This window comes from Dehalococcoidales bacterium, assembly GCA_028716225.1.
In the GTDB taxonomy this organism is placed as follows: domain Bacteria; phylum Chloroflexota; class Dehalococcoidia; order Dehalococcoidales; family UBA5760; genus UBA5760.
The window spans coordinates 14,294-29,924 of record JAQUQE010000020.1; the positions used below are offsets into that span (position 1 = coordinate 14,294).

The window sequence follows — 15,631 nt, forward strand, 5'->3', positions numbered from 1 at the left end:
GCGGTTCAAATTCACCCGCTGCCACTTTTTTATTTTATTAAGGCGAAGGAGGAATTCTCTTCTCAAAAGGTTCTTTCCGAGTCAAACGGCGATAGTAGGCATACGATTGGTATAGAGCAGCTACCGGGTTATGACCGAAGACCCTGTCCTTGGTAATGAGCACCGTTACCGGTGCCCTGGCATATTTGAAAAATAATGAGTCGTGACCCACGCATAGCCCGACCACAATATTAAAGTCAACTTCCGAATCATTCAGTATTTCAGCCTGTGATATTGGACTGCACATCGTCTCCCATTGGCCCGGTCCATTGGAGATGTGTGCTATCTTCTGGTCGTCTCTAATGCCGATTTTCTCTTTAGGGATTCCTCCTGCCTTACAGCAGACGGAAACAACTTCAAAACCACGGTTTTCCAGTATTCTGGCGAGAATCTCAGTCTCCTGTTTCAAACCAATGCAAAAAGCAATTCCCAGTTTCCTATAACCCATCTTTTTGGCGAACTGAATCACTTCCTCCACCCTGGGGTTACGTGATATCAGCCCCTCGGGCATCTTCATGTAGTTCTCGAATTCCTGGATGGATGCCTGACGGGCAAACTCCCTTATTTCCGGCTTGTCATATTCTTTAAGCGCCTTTTCAATTACCTCCGCCTTTATCCTCGTTGGGCAACTATCTGGTCCCTCCATATAGTGCTCACTATTGCAGACGGTTTTACTACACCCGGAGCAATTCACATTCGTACCTATAACTTCCTCCTCTATCTAGCCTCTGATTATCGATCAGAAATCTTATCACGCAGATGACCGGGGTTCTTATGAATCACCCCGTCTTGGAGGCTAATTCTTTAGCCCAAGTACGAATAGCATTCCAGTCCCGGGTATCGTAAAGCCCTGGTTTTATCTCCTTAAATCCGGCAGCTTCAATCCTGGGCTTAAAACTGGCCAGGGTTTTTCTAAGCAATACGTTCATTTTGTTGAAGTCCCAGACGCCTCCAAGGATGACCATGGAGACGGGGTGGAGATTATATTTGGCGGCCTTTTGTTCCAGGTATTGCTTCCTGTTATTCTCAATTTCTTCCGTTTTCTTTTCGTACTCAATTAAAGCTTGTGCAGCGGATGAGACGAATATGGCCACTTTCTTGTTTTCCAACTCTTTCTGGAATTGCTTCAGGAAGTTCTCCGGTTCTCCTGTCCACTTTCCCATTTGCATTCCGCTGCCGACAATAACTAAATCATATGTAGAAATATCTTTGACCTTTTCCTTTTTAGCATTGACAACCCTGATTTCCAGCCCCTCTTCTCGGAGGACTCTGGCGATTTCTTCCGAGGTGCTTTGAGTAGCCCCGTAACGAGTTCCGTAAACAATCAACGCCTTCTTATCCATTCTCCATCCCCCTCATTATTAAGTGATGATATTATACCATTCGCTAATGGCTGGGTTTTTGCTTTTAACACCTAAACTCTATACCACCATTCTCTTAGCCTTCTCCTTCTTACTAAAAGTCGGAAGCTACTATTGGAGCTAATGTGGCTAAAGAATGGTGGAGATAGCCTGATGTTGCAGAGGTTATTAGGGTATACAAGCTAATTATGACGAATAGATATTATCAGAGGTAGGGTGTTATGATGCGGTGGAAGCGCATAAGAGATATAGTCCGGGGGACAATCTTAAGACTTAGTCTTGCTTTGGCCGGTGCTTTGATTTGTCCCATTCAGGCGAACTGCAATTGGGGCATTCTTTCGGTGTTCCCGCCGGAACCGACTGCCGCCATATGAAGCCACAACGCAGGCATCTTAATGTATGACGTTTATCGTTATCCATACTCACATTATACGGTTATATTCGCACAATGTCATTGTTTTAGAATAAGGCCAGGTCAATGCCGCGGCAGTGAAAAAGTTAGTAGGAACCGTTGTCCATAAAGGGATAAGACAGCTATGCTGGTTTAGGGCAAGGGGAAGCAATGGAATGAGGCCTTTATTATGCGGTATACTTCACATTATTGTTTAAGATAACGCTTAACTTTCTACCGTGGAGAGGTAATGGGCGAGATATCAAAATCCAGGAAATCCGAGAAGGCTCATATCTATATTACCGGGATGACCTGCGCTAACTGTGCAGCTACAGTTGAGAATGGTCTGGCTGGGATTCATGGGGTGGAGCAAGCCAATGTTAACTTTGCCTCAGGAAAGGCTTTCATAGAGTATGATCCCTCAAAGGTAAGTCTTGCCAAAATTAAGCATACTATAGACCAATTGGGCTATGGGGTAGCGACCAAGAAGTCTATCTTACCGGTAGGTGAGATGACCTGTGCTTCCTGTGTTGCCCGTGTCAAGCAGGCTCTATTGAGCGTACCCGGGGTAGTCTCAGCCAGTGTCAACCTGGCTTCAGAAAAAGCCACTGTGGAGTTCATTGAGGGGACGGAGCTAGCTGATCTGAGACGAGCAGTAAAAGAAGCTGGCTATGAACTGGGTTCGGAAGTCGGGACTTTGGAGGATGTCACCATTGCCGCCCAGGGAGAGATTCGAACCGTAAGAAACAGATTTATCCTGGCCGCTATCATCACCGGCGTCATCATGGCTCTAATGTGGGCCCCCTCTTTCATTGGTAAGCCGTATCTGCTATGGGTTCTAGCTACACCAGTGCTGTTCTGGGTAGGGTGGCGATTCTACCGGGGGGCCTGGAGCGCGCTGCAGCATAGAACCGCCGATATGAATACCCTGATTGCGGTGGGTACCTCGGCAGCTTACTTCTACAGTATGGCAGCTGTTCTCTTCCCCGGTTATTTCACTGCTGAAGGACTGGAATCCCATCTGTACTTTGATACCTCGGCGATGATAATTACCTTGATTCTCCTGGGTCGTTTTCTAGAGGCTAGGGCCAGAGGAAAGACCTCGGAAGCGATAAAGAAGCTTGTTGGTATGCAACCGAAGACGGCTCTGGTTATCCGTGACGGTGAAGAAAGGGAAATCACTATCGAAGATGTTCAAATTGGTGACCTCATCCTGGTACGGCCGGGTGAGCGAGTTCCTGTGGATGGCATTATTCGCCGGGGTTACTCTAGTATTGATGAGTCTATGATTACTGGAGAGAGTATCCCGGTGGAGAAAAAGGTAGATGACTATGTTATCGGTGCCACCATTAACAAGACAGGCAGCTTTGAGTTCGAGGCGACCAAGGTGGGTAAGGATACCACTCTAGCTCAAATTACCCGGCTGGTTGAGGAGGCTCAGGGAAGTAAGGCTCCTATTCAACACCTGGCTGATGTTATCGCCAGTTACTTCGTGCCGGTAGTGATTGGTATTGCCATCACTACCTTCATCATCTGGTATTTCGTGGGGCCGGCTCCAACTATCACCTTTGCCATACTCAACTTTGTCGCCGTGCTCATTATTGCCTGCCCTTGCGCCATGGGACTGGCGACCCCAACGGCAATTATGGTAGGCACAGGCAAAGGAGCTGAAAACGGCGTTCTCATCAGGAGTGGCGAAGCTTTGGAGAGGTCTCACAAGATAGGAACTTTGCTGCTGGATAAGACCGGTACTCTAACCCGGGGTGAGCCCCAGGTGACCGATATCATAGCAGTGTCTTCCTCGTCACAAGAAGAAATTCTCCGTTTGGCCGCCTCTGTTGAACATGGCTCAGAACATTTGCTTGGTGAAGCTATAGTCAAGTTTGCTTTAGCGAAGAAGCTGGAAATATCTCCAGCCTTAGACTTCAATGCCGTCCCTGGCAGTGGTGTGGAAGCTTCGGTGGATGGCAAGAAGCTCATCCTGGGTAACCTTAGATTGGTAAAGGAAAGGGGTCTTTCCCTGAATAGAATGGAGGAGGAAGCCAATCGCCTCTGGGAAAAAGGTAGGACAGTGATGTTTTTGGGTGTGGATAACCAGTTAGCGGGTATCATCGCTCTGGCTGATACCCTTAAGCCCCAAGCCAAAGAAGTTCTGGAAGCACTACACCGGATGGGTATTGAGGTGGTGATGATCACTGGAGACAATCAGCGCACTGCTGAGGCTATTGCCCGAGAAGTAGGCATTGACCGCGTTCTGTCTGAGGTGCTCCCTGAACATAAGGCCCGTGAGGTCAAGAAGCTACAGGAAGACGGGAAGGTGGTAGCAATGGTTGGTGATGGGATAAACGATGCTCCAGCATTAGCCCAGGCTGATATAGGTATTGCCATCGGTACGGGCACTGATGTCGCCATAGAAACTGCGGATATTACACTGGTCAGTGGTGATTTGAAGGGAATTGTAACTGCCATATCCCTTAGTAAGCGTACCATGAGGACTATTAAGCAGAACCTCTTCTGGGCTTTTGCCTATAATAGCGCCCTTATCCCGGTGGCAGCCGGTGTACTATATTTTGCCTTCGGGCATACTGGTGTTCCGGCAGGGCTTCATTTTATCCTGGGTGACTACGGGTTCCTGAACCCGATTCTAGCTGCAGCTGCCATGGCAGCTAGCTCTATTACTGTAGTATCCAACTCACTGCGCTTAAGAAGGTTTAAGCCGGCTAAATTTGCAGACTAACCAAGGGAATGATTTTCTGGTAATTTAACTATCCGACCCTGGCCCTAATAAGCCCTTGGCCGGCGGTTCAAATCCACCCGATGCCACTTTCTTGTTTAATGGTTTACACTTCGGCAAAGGTCACCACATAGTTATGGCCGTATTTCTTAGCACATTTAGGACAGGTCGTGTAGTAGAAAAACCACTTCTTCACTGATTTTCCCTTTTTGGCGACGAACGGGGTCATTTCCTTAATCCATTTAGGAACAGCATTGTATGGCCCGTCAAATACCTTCGTCAAATAAGTGCCGGAAAACTTGATATTTACGGCGTCCGGGACTTCTTTGGTAGTTGTCATATAGATTTCGCCTTTCCAGGGGGAAGTTTCTGCGGAAAGCATGATGAAATCGTTCATGTCTGGTTTAGCCTGGGCATCTTCGATTTTTCCCCACATCCGTGCCACTGCTTTACCGAAAGTACCGGGGAGAGGAATATGCATGAACTGTGGAATAGTCTCCTTAATGAAGGGTTTGTCTTTCCAGATTACTTCTTTTTCTTGCCATGGTTCCGGATCGAATTTGGGGCAACATTCGTTATTTCTATCATGCCTGGTCATAATTCATATCCTCCTTCCGGCTAGTTCGAATCCACCCGCCGCCACTTTTTTATTCATTGATGTTGACTTCGACAATATTGTCTTCAACTTTGACTTCATAGGTAGCCACGTTCCTCGCCTTGAGTTTGACAGGACCCATTTTGGGTCCGGAAACACTGACACCGGTAGTCACGTCGAACCTGGCACCATGTATGGGACAAGTCACTATTTTACCTTCTAGTTTACCATTGATTAATTTTCCGCCCATATGAGTACACTTAGCATCGATTGCGAAGTACTTGTCCTCGTAATTGGTTACTAATATCTCCTTGCCTACTGTAGAGAAAGCTTTCATCTGGCCATTGGGAATTTCGGTTGTCTTGGCTACTTCTATAAAGCTCATTCATCTACCCCCTTGGTTATTTTGGGACTTATTATACATCTAAACTCATACCCACAATTCTCTTGCCCTTCTCCTAATGCTCTGTTTATTGTATCGGCATTTTACTCCAGTAGATGGCGGGAAGCAATGGTATAATATGGCCAGAGATTTCGGAGAGAATATATTGCTGACAATACGACCGGAGACTTCGCAGGATGTAGCTCCAATTCATCATTTGAACCAGCAGGCATTCGGCCGGCGTCAAGAAGCCGATCTAGTTGACAAGCTTCGAAAAAGAGGCCTGCTAACCACTTCACTGGTGGCCGTTCAGGATGGAGAAGTCATCGGGCATATAGCGTTCAGCCCGGTAGTAGTGGAATCAGAGCTGGCAAATTGGGAAGCCACCGTACTTGGCCCTTTGGCGGTTCTACCGGAGTTCCAGCGAAAGGGAATCGGTTCGAAATTGGTGTATGCAGGTTTGGATGAATGCAGGCGTCTGGGTCATATGCTAGTAGTATTAGCAGGCCACCCTGAGTATTACCCGCGCTTCGGCTTTGTTCCCGCAAAAACCCGTGGTATCGAGTGTGAGATTGAAGTACCTGATGAAGCTTGGATGATAAAGGAATTGAAGGAAGATGCCCTGGCCGGAAGACAGGGTAAAGTAATATTTCAAAAGGAATTTAGAGAAGCTGAATAATATAGGCAGCGGATTTGTTTTGCCCTTGGCCGGCGGTTCGAATTCAACCGCTGCTACTTTTTAAACGAACTGTCCCAGGATTTCTCTACCATCATTTGTTGTGTTTTTTGCCTGTCTTGGCCGGCTTACTTTTGGGCTTCATCACGGACTTCCCCCGCTTCTTTCAAAGCTTCTTTGTGGGCTTGCTCAGCCTGCTGTTTAGCCGTCTTATCAACTGCCTGTTTCTTAGCCTCTTCATAAGTCATGTCAGCTTGTTTCTTAGCCTCTTCATAGGTTTTCTCCGCTCTACCAACCCTTTCCTCTGATCTGGTTACAGCCTCCGCAAGATCTTCAGCTCTTTGGTCCCAAGAAGTATTCCAAACCGCCCAGATTTGCCCGACAATTGCATCACGGACTTTCTCCGCTTCTTTCAAAGCTTCTTTATGGGCTTGCTCAGCTTGCTGTTTAGCCGCTTTATCGACAGCAAGTTTCTTGGACTCTTTGTAGATAATGTCAGCTTGCTTTTTGGCTTCTTTACAGACTTCTGCTGCTCGTTTCAAACCATCCTTCAGTAATTTATCGGCTTGCTTCTGGGCCTCGTCTCCAGCACTTTGTTGATTTTTTATGTCTTTTGTCTCCATTTTATACTTCCTCCACGATATGTTTATTTACCACACAATCTCCCTGACAGCTTGCTATACTATTCATTTCAATTATATCACGTTAAGATCACGACCGATGCTGAAAAATTTGGCGCAACAACTATCCTACTACCCCGGTCGTTCAGGACATGGTCTTGGTGCGTCCTCCGTTATAAAATTCCTGATTGGTGAAGCTCTTCTTGCCAATAATACATTTGGTCTGATATTCTGTCACCATAAAATATGTATATTAACACATCAGGAGAGAGACCTTAATAGATGCAGACCTTTCTACCCTACCCGGAATTTGATAAATCGGCCGCTGTTCTGGACCGCCGGAGACTGGGCAAGCAGAGAGTCGAGGCGTATCAAATCATCAGGGCAATAACTTACGGCGGCGGCTGGGCCAGTCACCCGATTGTAAAGATGTGGCTGGGCTTTGAAAATGCACTCAAGCTATATTCAAACGCGGTGGTGGAGGAATGGATTAGGCGGGGATATCGGAATAACCTGGAAATATATAACCTTACTGATTGTGAAATAGTCTACCCCTGGTGGCTGGGTATGGAAGAGTTTCATGCTTCACACCGGGCGGCATTACTGGCCAAGGACTATGGTCACTATTCAAAATACGGCTGGCGGGAAGCACCGGTCATAAGTTATATCTGGTATAGTTGAAAAGGTAGAATCAGGATATCCTTTTACTAAGGAGGTTTAACAAATGGCTGTCAGGATTGATTTTTATTGCTGGGTAAAGTGAAACACCTGTCGTAAAGCGAAAGAGTTTCTTTCGCAAAGGAAGTTGCAAATCAACGAGCGTGATTTCTTCAAGGATCCTTTCAGTCAGGTTGAAATCAAGTATTTGCTCAAGGGTAAGACCGCTTCTGAGATGTTCAATTTTAGAAGCCCGAGCTTCGCTAAGCTTGGCTTGGACCGGGATAAGCTAAGCGATGATGACCTTATCGAATTGATGGAGAAGGAACCGAGGCTGGTGAAGAGACCGGTAGTACGCATAGAGGGTAACGTTTACTTCGGTGCTGATGCCAGAGCTCTTGAAGCCATTCTCGATTAACATACAAAACTGTAGAATATGCCGGGCAATAGGTATATGGTTAAATGTCCATTATAACTTTCTGGTATACTATGTAGTAATACGAAAGTGTTATTTCATAGAGCCCGGTTGAGATGATAAGATTACGAATGGAAGGAGGGCACGATGAAAAAAGTATTATTTGCCGTATTAGCAGTAGTCTTACTGACGTTCTGCATCACTTCGCCGGCTTTTGCAGGCGGTGATAAGGTTCGTGGAGAAAATGGCCAAGGGGAAGTAAATCAAGTTCAGGTACAAGACCCGCCGCCTTTCCAGCCATAGTATTAGGAGCGCTTTGATAAAGAGAAGGCAGTTTTTAAAGAATGCCTTCTCTTTACATTTTCCCTGTAATTAGATCTGCACTGTATTCTCTTCGGCAGATTGAGGTTCCGGTCCGGTCGCTGCCGGTTCTATAATTTATGCCTTGATTGTTTTGATTGACAAATACCTTAACTAGGAAAATAATATTGCTAGTTATAGTGAGGGAGGTGGTAATAATGGTTACGGAGGAACAAATAAGGGCATTAGCTTACACGATTTGGGAACAGGAAGGTCGTCCTCATGGCAAGCATGAAGAACACTACCTTCGTGCGAAGCAGATATTAGAGGAAAAGGAGAAAACCAGCAGCGTCGATTTCAAAGAACCGCCGCCAGTGATTAATCTTCCGCCTCCAAGCAAGCGTAGAAGTTGCACCAGGCGCAAGAAAATGGAGGATAGTTAGAAATCTAACGGTTCCATCTGCTTCTTTTCTATGTCCCGGTTATCTCTCATCCTGGCTTTACCGGCCGGATTAGTAGTTTAGTAATAAAGTATAGCGGAGGTCACGATGTATAACAGGATACTGGTGCCGCTGGACGGCTCAAAGCTATCCGAGTCTATTCTTGAGCACGTAAAAGAAATTGCTGCCGGATGCAGTACTTCAGAGGTAGTCTTATTGATGGTGGTGGAGCAGGCCGAAACCGGTACCGGTCAGAGCTGGGGAGGGCTTGTCTCGGCAGAGCAGATAACCACCCTAAGGGATAGAGTAATGACCGAGGCTAATAACTATATCGGCAAAGTGGCAGAGAGGCTGAGTAAAGAAGGGATACCCGTTAAGACCTGTATCAAACAGGGTGCGGCGGCTGATGCCATACTGGATTATGCTCAAGAAAACCGGATGGATCTCATAATTATGAGCACCCGTGGCAGGTCAGGAATATCACGATGGACTTTCGGCAGCGTGGCGGCGAAGGTCTCGCATCATTCTCCCGTTCCGGTCTTCTTGGCCCCACCGAAGAAATCCCGGGCGAAGTAATTGATATAGTAGTTAATATAACTAGAAGCTTGAATAAATCCGCTGCCGCTTTGTTATCTTTGCTCCTGTCGGGATTTATCTGACAATCTCTTTTGCCTTACCAATATACTTCTCATCATGAACTCATAAATATGCGACAAAAACTCATTGCTCCCTGTGGAATGAACTGCGGTATATGTGCCAACTACCTGGCAATGCAAAGCGACCTGAAAAAGAAGGGTTTTCACAGGTCGTATTGTACCGGCTGCCGCCCACGCGGCAAGAACTGTACCTACATGAGCAGACAGTGCGACCTGCTGGGCAAGGGGCTTATCAGCTTCTGCTATGAGTGCGGCGATTTCCCATGTCGTCGCCTTAAAGCGCTTGATAAGCGGTACCGCACTTTCTATCATATGAGTATGATAGAGAATCTGCTGTTTATCAAAGAGCACGGTATTGAGCGCTTTCTGGCAAGGGAAATGGAAAAGTGGCAGTGCCCCGAATGCGGAGATGTAATTAGCTGTCACAACGGAGTCTGCTTCCGTTGTCATCCGGACGATTTAAGAAATAGAACAATAATCTCCAGGTGGAGAGGGGAATAGACACCGGTTTAAATGAACCCGCTGCCACTTTCTAAATTTTTACTTTATGGCCTCTAATCAGCGTTTCCGCAGTCTGGCTTGGTAGCCTTGATTCTGGAACTCCGTAATCAGGGCGTCTATATCCTGACCATCATAAACGTGAAAGCATACATCGAGGCTTTCCTGTTTCACTGGGTCCCCCTCGATGTGGATGGTCATAATTTTGTAGCCGAACTTGCGCACAACCGCTATCATCTTTTCCAGCTGGCCGGGTCCCTTGCGGGGAAATACTGCGCCCGCTATCTCTATTCTATCTCCCGGTAAGCCGACGCCAAGAAGCGGCCCGATGACTTTATCGAAGAAATCATCAGAAGTGACGATCCCCACCACGTGTTTATCTTCCAGGACAACTGCCGAGCCGACCTGCCGTTTTTGAGCTTCGGCCACTGCCCATTCGGAATCATCGTCCGGATGGACGGTGAATACGTCCTTGGCCATGAAGTCCTTCACGGGGGTAGTCTGCAGCAAATAGCTGAGTTCCCAGATTGAAAGCGAAGTGGCCTGGCCGGGGGAGACTTTATCGAGCCCCCTTGAAGTAACGATACCAACCAGTTTGCCCTTGTCTACCACTGGTAAGCGCTTGATGCGGTGCGCTTCCATAAGACGCCGGGCTTCGGCAATACTCGTACTACTTGGTATGGTGACCACATTGCAGTTCATGATATCTCTGATTTTCATCACAATCCTCCATATCCTGTGATATTTGCTATTTTATCACAAGGGTAGGGGAAAAAGAATAGTCCTGACCTAATCCTGATACAGGGATAGGTGATCCGATCGGTGCTGTTTGCGCTCTGATCCCGGAAGTAAGGTTATTCGAATATTGTTATGGCGAGATTCAGGCCGCAGCTTTCGGCGTATTCCTTGATCGCATCCGTAATCTGCTCCGGCGGCAATTGTAAGTCCGTCTCTGTTACCTGTCCTATATGCAGCTCATCACACCAGAAGACCGACTCACCCTGAGGAAGCTTACCGAGGGTTTCTTTGACTGCATCCACACCTTCAACATGAACTTTTACCCACCCGGATTCGGAAATATAGTCCTCTTTTGAGATGATTTCCTCGAGAGTTATGTTGCGGTTAGTGCCTGTAATCAAGGTGAAGTGCCACTGGTTGCTTTCTTGCCACGAATAAAGCTCATAGCCTTTCATTCCATGGGGTAGCTTGTCTATTGTGGCTATTGATAACCTTTCGATGAGCTTGCCGGATTGCTCTAGCGACTTTATTATTTCGGCATTGTTTCTGGGGTCTTCACCGCTGTAGAAAGATGATGATGGATAGCCGATTTCGAGCGTGATCACTGTGGTTTCCTGAGGGGTGAGCGGTTGCCATATGGTAACACCATCAAATGACAGGGAAGATAGCGGCGTCCAGAAGGCCCCCCAGTATATGGGTGCCTTGTCGACACAGGCCAGAAATGACCTGCCGCTGACCGGTACTTCCAGCTGCGATATGCGCTCGAAGGCCGCATCGGTGAGTTTGATTTCATGGGTTTGGGCGTTATACGTGATGATGTCTTCTATCGATACTACGGGCCGGTCGGCAATGTCGACATGACTTAGCTTCTCCATCTCGGCGGGCGGGATGTTTTCTCTGGTTAAGTAAATAGCAAAGCCTTCACCTTTGGTATTGGTGCAGCCGCTTAATAGTAAAACAGCACCCACTAAGACAAGGGCTAGCTTTATCCTGGTATGGCCGGTTATGCTCATCGTTGGATTTCCTTGTCTTTGTAATCGCCGGTAGTATGTAAAACGCAGCAAGGAGCCTTAGGTTATTACTACACGATATGCCATATCCGCATAATAGAGCCCGGGTAGCGATAGTCAGTCCCGGGTGAAAGCTAGCAAAATGGGAAAAGCGTAAGTCTCTAGCTGCCCTCTATCTCATTGAGAATGACATCGACACTGCTCGACCATTCCGCGTAAACCGGATCCGTGGTGGTACGAAATGCTTCGATCTGGTCGGGTGTCAGCTCGGTGATGGTCATGCCTTTTTCGCGCAGCAGACTCAACTGGTCCTCAGCGGCATGGCGTGACAGCTGTACTTGTTCCCTTGAAGCCTCGATTGCAGCCAGCCTGATGATTTCCTGAGCAGTACCGGGTAGGCCGTCCCAGTCCTTCTTGTTCATGCCCAGGATGATGGCATCATAGGAGTAATTCCAAATAGTAATGTGCTGCTGAACTTCGTAGAGCCTGGAGGACACGATAATGTCTATCGGGTTTTCCTGGCCGTCGACTCGCCCTTGCTCAAGCGCGCTGATAACCTCGCCAAAGTCCATCGTTACCGGAATAGCTTCCATCGCTCTGTAAATGGAATCGTAAAGGTCGACATCCGGGATACGGATTTTCAGGCCGTGGAGGTCTTCGGGTGTACTGACGGCGAGCCTGTCGTTGGTCAACTGGCGGAATCCGTTCTCACCGTAGGCGAGTCCGACAATACCCAGGTCTTCTGCCTCCTGCAATAGTTGATTGCCAGCAGGCCCGGCCAGAGCCGCATCGACCTGGAAATAGTCGGCGAACAGCCACGGCATGGAGAAGGCCGCAAACGACTGGTCAAGGTTGGTATAAAGCAGGTTGGAGTGATAGGTGAAGTTGATGCTGCCTTCCTGCAGCATGTTCAGCTCTTCTACCTGGTCTCCATTCGCCAGCTCGCCATCGGGGTAAACTGTTATTTGTATCCGGCCGTTAGTTCTCTGTTTGACCAGTTCGGCGAACAAATGCGCTCCCTTGGCCCACGACGAGTCTTCGTTAGTCACGACGCTCATTTTCCAGCTGCGGGCCGGGATATCCGGTACTGAAGCCGGATGGCAGGAGCTGATGGCCGGGGCCAATCCCGCTAAGAAAATACATGGAACGCACAAAATCATCTTCAAGCGAAACAACTTATACTGCTCCTTATGACTAACGTTGATTCTCGCCTTTTGCAGTGCCATTATTCCTGCTTTGCAAAGCTATTTACCAAATTGGATAGGGGTGCAGGTAGCCTGACAGGGGAGGATAATAACCAAATCGTTGTCTTGATTTCTCTAGATTATATCATATCTGGTCAGGTCCTCGATGGTTTCCCGGCGCCTGATAAGACGTGCCTTACCTTCTTTAACCATTACCACTGCCGGTCTAAGAGAAGCGTTATAGTTCGCCGCCTTCGGTAAACTGTAAGCGCCGCAGCCGGCAACCGCAATGATGTCACCTGCTGAAACTTGAGGTAATCTTATATCTCTGATTAATATGTCGCCGGATTCGCAAAACTTTCCGTCTCGTTGAAAATAGGAATTGAGTTTTCGGTGACGGTGGACAACACCACAGCTAAGACATTCGAATCGGAACTCCGCCAGATACTGGATGACCTCAACATAGCAGATAAAATGACGCTGAATAAGGCGTTGCTGAGTGTGACGTAACATTCCTGACTGTTGTTATCCCTCTAAATACCTAACCATAGATACAAAACCACTCTCAAAAACCCCGAACCATCAACTAACTATAACCTTATGCTAAAATGTAATGCTCTCGTATCGTAGTGTTTGCTAGGTGATGCTGTTTATTAGATAATGCGGAAGCGGGTTCATTATTTACTGTAGATGACTAGGGATATTGAGGCCCCTGCCAATATTACAATAGTTAGAATAAACCGCACATTAGTCTTAGTTGAAACTGTCTGCTGATTGCTGTATTTTGGCATAAGGTTCAAATTATGCGCTTTGTTTACTGGAGGTTACAAAAAGCAATTAAAAGACCTCATTATGGCTGGATTGTTTTAATAGGAGCCTTTTTTATCTTCGCTTGCGATAGCATTAGCGAGCGCCTGATGCCATTTCTTATCCCATCAATGGAAGCTGAGCTAAGTATGTCACACGGAGCGATTGGGGGTGTTGTATCTGGTTATTTCGTTACCTTTGCCGTAATGAATATCGTTTGGGGGATACTTGCTGATAGAGTCGGGCCGCGCAAATGTATCCTAATAGGACAGGCTCTAATGATCTCCGGCCTATTTGGTATGGGCTTTACAGATTCGTTTTGGAACAGCTTTTTATTCTATGTTCTATGTGGCGCTGGCGCAGCAGCACAAGTCATTGGTGCTGTAGCTATAAGTTCACGCTGGTTTGTGATTAACAAGAGGGGGAAAGCTAATGGTATCCTAATGTCTGCCGTAGGGGTTGTTGTATTAACACTCGGGCTTGTTATCCCGTTCATACTGGCTGACTTATCATGGCGGTGGAGCTGGTGGATTTTTGCTGCAGTCATTACTATCATAAGCATTCTGTGCTCGTGCTTCCTGGTTGATGACCCTGCGGGAAAAGGCTTAGAGCCCATTGGGGCCTACAAAGATGCAGCTTCAGGAGCACCTGCAGAAAACAATAATCCAAAGATCAAGGGCCCTAGTGTTAAAGACATCTTGAGACGTAGCGTAACTTGGAATATGGCCAGCATATTTTTTACTTGGGGTATTGGCTACGTCATTTTCGCTACGTTTGGTGTTACCTACCTCTACGAAATCGGTTGGCCGGTAAAAGACGCTGCTGAGGTATTTGCAATATGGGGAGCTTTAAGCATACCGAGCCCGATTCTATGGGGAATCCTGGCCGACCGAATGGCCAAAAAGCATGTCCTCCTGATATTACTATCAATTCAGGCCATGGGTATGCTCATCTTTCTAGGCGGTAACCAGTTAACAGCTTATGTAGGAGCAGCTGCGATTGGATTCACATATTTGGGTGTTTTTGTAACCATGGCTTCCGCAATAGGTGATTACTATGAGCCAAAAGTAATTGGCACTGCTTTCGGGATCATAACAGCCTGTTGCGGGGTAGGATTTGCCGTAGGGTCAGTTATAAGAGGACACATAGCTGATAAGAGTGGCACCCTCCATACCGCCTTTCTCTTCGGCTTAGCTGCATTAGCTTCAGCATTTATTCTAACGCTGACATTAAAAAAGCCGCCCAAGTATTCAGTGACTGGATGAAATATCCGGTAAAATAACAAGCACTAGAGGGGTTACTATTCTGCTATGTAATGGCATCGCTTCCGTATAGCTCCACTTAACATGTTTCAGATTCAGCGTTCTGCCAAATAATAATACTGAACGCGCGTCTCCCATCATCGGAGAAATAATGGGACCTCCACTGCTACCGTTGTGCCCTTACCCTCTTCGGAATTGATTGTAAGACTACCTTTCAATAGCGAGGTACGTTCCTGCATCCCCATTATGCCCAATTTACCGCCACGGACAAAACTGCTAATCACTTTGGGTACATTAAATCCGCAACCATTATCGATGTGACGGATATACCGGGCGTAAAGGTAGGTGATGAAGTAACTATAATTGGTCGACAGGGTGGTGATGAGATAACTGCTGGTGATATAGCTAACCTAACCAACACAATACATTATGAGGTGGTGACCAGGCTACCTGCAGTACTTCCCAGGCTCTATCTGCATTCTTATCAGCAAAAAGCATGTAAGGCGAGCTAGGCCAGTGGTCCTATTTTATAGAAGAACATCTTCAGAAACATGCAGGGGATTTCTAGGTAAGTTTCATGGAAAGGAGAATCGTTGTGATGTTAAAAGGTGGCTACTGGGGAAATATACTATTTGTGGATTTATCCCGCGGAGAAACAAGCGTTGGGACGTTTGATGATGGATTCGCTAGAAAGTACCTGGGGGGGGTTGGTCTAGCATCCAGAATAATCTATGGAAAAGTAACCAAGAACACCAATCCGCTCGGACCGGGTAACGTGCTTGTGTTTGCCGTTGGGCCGTATCAAGCAGCGAATGTTGCTGGGTCTGGAAAGTGCAGTGCTTCAGCTAAGTCGCCACTAACGGGGT

Annotated in this window: 19 protein-coding genes; 10 read left to right on the forward strand and 9 right to left on the reverse strand. The window is 47.1% G+C overall.

From position 1 onward, the window contains the following. Window positions 1–37: 37 nt before the first annotated feature. Both PHI12_09935 and PHI12_09940 read right to left on the reverse strand, forming a co-directional pair. A complete protein-coding gene (locus tag PHI12_09935) occupies window positions 38–685 on the reverse strand; it encodes a DUF1847 domain-containing protein (GenBank protein MDD5511112.1) in 648 nt (215 codons plus the stop codon). Window positions 686–818: 133 nt separating this feature from the next. Continuing rightward, a complete protein-coding gene (locus PHI12_09940) occupies window positions 819–1,382 on the reverse strand; it encodes a flavodoxin domain-containing protein (protein ID MDD5511113.1) in 564 nt (187 codons plus the stop codon). A gap of 659 nt (window positions 1,383–2,041) precedes the next feature. On the opposite strand from PHI12_09940, the gene PHI12_09945 reads away from it, so the two are divergent. Then, window positions 2,042–4,528: a heavy metal translocating P-type ATPase gene (locus PHI12_09945; GenBank protein MDD5511114.1), complete on the forward strand. Its 2,487-nt coding sequence runs from the start codon at window positions 2,042–2,044 to the stop codon at window positions 4,526–4,528. Between the two features lie 103 nt (window positions 4,529–4,631). Here PHI12_09945 and PHI12_09950 read toward each other — a convergent pair whose 3' ends face one another. Continuing rightward, complete coding sequence (locus tag PHI12_09950) at window positions 4,632–5,123, reverse strand: hypothetical protein (protein ID MDD5511115.1); 492 nt, start codon at window positions 5,121–5,123, stop codon at window positions 4,632–4,634. 49 nt (window positions 5,124–5,172) lie between these two features. Beyond that, a complete protein-coding gene (locus tag PHI12_09955; GenBank protein MDD5511116.1) occupies window positions 5,173–5,505 on the reverse strand; it encodes a Rieske (2Fe-2S) protein in 333 nt (110 codons plus the stop codon). Window positions 5,506–5,668: 163 nt separating this feature from the next. On the opposite strand from PHI12_09955, the gene PHI12_09960 reads away from it, so the two are divergent. Next, on the forward strand, window positions 5,669–6,181 hold the full coding sequence (locus PHI12_09960; protein ID MDD5511117.1) for an N-acetyltransferase: 513 nt from the start codon (window positions 5,669–5,671) through the stop codon (window positions 6,179–6,181). A gap of 125 nt (window positions 6,182–6,306) precedes the next feature. Here PHI12_09960 and PHI12_09965 read toward each other — a convergent pair whose 3' ends face one another. Then, window positions 6,307–6,801 carry a hypothetical protein gene (locus PHI12_09965; protein MDD5511118.1) on the reverse strand — a complete coding sequence of 165 codons (495 nt, stop codon included), beginning with the start codon at window positions 6,799–6,801 and terminating at the stop codon, window positions 6,307–6,309. A gap of 279 nt (window positions 6,802–7,080) precedes the next feature. Between PHI12_09965 and PHI12_09970 the strand changes: the two genes are divergently transcribed. The 6 genes from PHI12_09970 (at window position 7,081) to PHI12_09995 (ending at window position 9,767) form a co-directional block, all read left to right on the forward strand. After that, window positions 7,081–7,479, forward strand: coding sequence for an MSMEG_6728 family protein (locus PHI12_09970; GenBank protein MDD5511119.1), 399 nt, complete (start codon window positions 7,081–7,083; stop codon window positions 7,477–7,479). Window positions 7,480–7,603: 124 nt separating this feature from the next. Next, a complete protein-coding gene (locus tag PHI12_09975; GenBank protein MDD5511120.1) occupies window positions 7,604–7,873 on the forward strand; it encodes a hypothetical protein in 270 nt (89 codons plus the stop codon). Between the two features lie 144 nt (window positions 7,874–8,017). Beyond that, window positions 8,018–8,173, forward strand: a complete 156-nt coding sequence (locus tag PHI12_09980) for a hypothetical protein (GenBank protein ID MDD5511121.1) — start codon at window positions 8,018–8,020, stop codon at window positions 8,171–8,173. Window positions 8,174–8,388: 215 nt separating this feature from the next. Beyond that, the gene (locus PHI12_09985; GenBank protein MDD5511122.1) at window positions 8,389–8,613 is read left to right on the forward strand and encodes a DUF2934 domain-containing protein; all 225 of its coding nucleotides are present in this window, start codon (window positions 8,389–8,391) and stop codon (window positions 8,611–8,613) included. Window positions 8,614–8,718: 105 nt separating this feature from the next. Next, window positions 8,719–9,186: a universal stress protein gene (locus tag PHI12_09990; protein MDD5511123.1), complete on the forward strand. Its 468-nt coding sequence runs from the start codon at window positions 8,719–8,721 to the stop codon at window positions 9,184–9,186. A 131-nt stretch (window positions 9,187–9,317) separates the two neighbouring features. After that, window positions 9,318–9,767: a DUF3795 domain-containing protein gene (locus PHI12_09995; protein MDD5511124.1), complete on the forward strand. Its 450-nt coding sequence runs from the start codon at window positions 9,318–9,320 to the stop codon at window positions 9,765–9,767. A gap of 57 nt (window positions 9,768–9,824) precedes the next feature. Here PHI12_09995 and PHI12_10000 read toward each other — a convergent pair whose 3' ends face one another. The 4 genes from PHI12_10000 to PHI12_10015 form a co-directional block, all read right to left on the reverse strand. Further along, window positions 9,825–10,484 carry a CBS domain-containing protein gene (locus PHI12_10000; GenBank protein MDD5511125.1) on the reverse strand — a complete coding sequence of 220 codons (660 nt, stop codon included), beginning with the start codon at window positions 10,482–10,484 and terminating at the stop codon, window positions 9,825–9,827. A 134-nt stretch (window positions 10,485–10,618) separates the two neighbouring features. Next, window positions 10,619–11,515 (reverse strand): hypothetical protein, encoded by an 897-nt coding sequence (locus PHI12_10005; protein MDD5511126.1) that lies wholly within the window; start codon window positions 11,513–11,515, stop codon window positions 10,619–10,621. A 158-nt stretch (window positions 11,516–11,673) separates the two neighbouring features. Next, window positions 11,674–12,738, reverse strand: coding sequence for a DctP family TRAP transporter solute-binding subunit (locus PHI12_10010; GenBank protein MDD5511127.1), 1,065 nt, complete (start codon window positions 12,736–12,738; stop codon window positions 11,674–11,676). Between the two features lie 93 nt (window positions 12,739–12,831). Next, the gene (locus PHI12_10015) at window positions 12,832–13,209 is read right to left on the reverse strand and encodes a hypothetical protein (GenBank protein ID MDD5511128.1); all 378 of its coding nucleotides are present in this window, start codon (window positions 13,207–13,209) and stop codon (window positions 12,832–12,834) included. Window positions 13,210–13,499: 290 nt separating this feature from the next. Between PHI12_10015 and PHI12_10020 the strand changes: the two genes are divergently transcribed. Both PHI12_10020 and PHI12_10025 read left to right on the forward strand, forming a co-directional pair. After that, window positions 13,500–14,768, forward strand: a complete 1,269-nt coding sequence (locus PHI12_10020; GenBank protein ID MDD5511129.1) for an MFS transporter — start codon at window positions 13,500–13,502, stop codon at window positions 14,766–14,768. Between the two features lie 595 nt (window positions 14,769–15,363). Further along, the coding region (locus PHI12_10025) for an aldehyde ferredoxin oxidoreductase N-terminal domain-containing protein (protein MDD5511130.1) at window positions 15,364–15,631 on the forward strand (268 nt) is incomplete at its 3' end.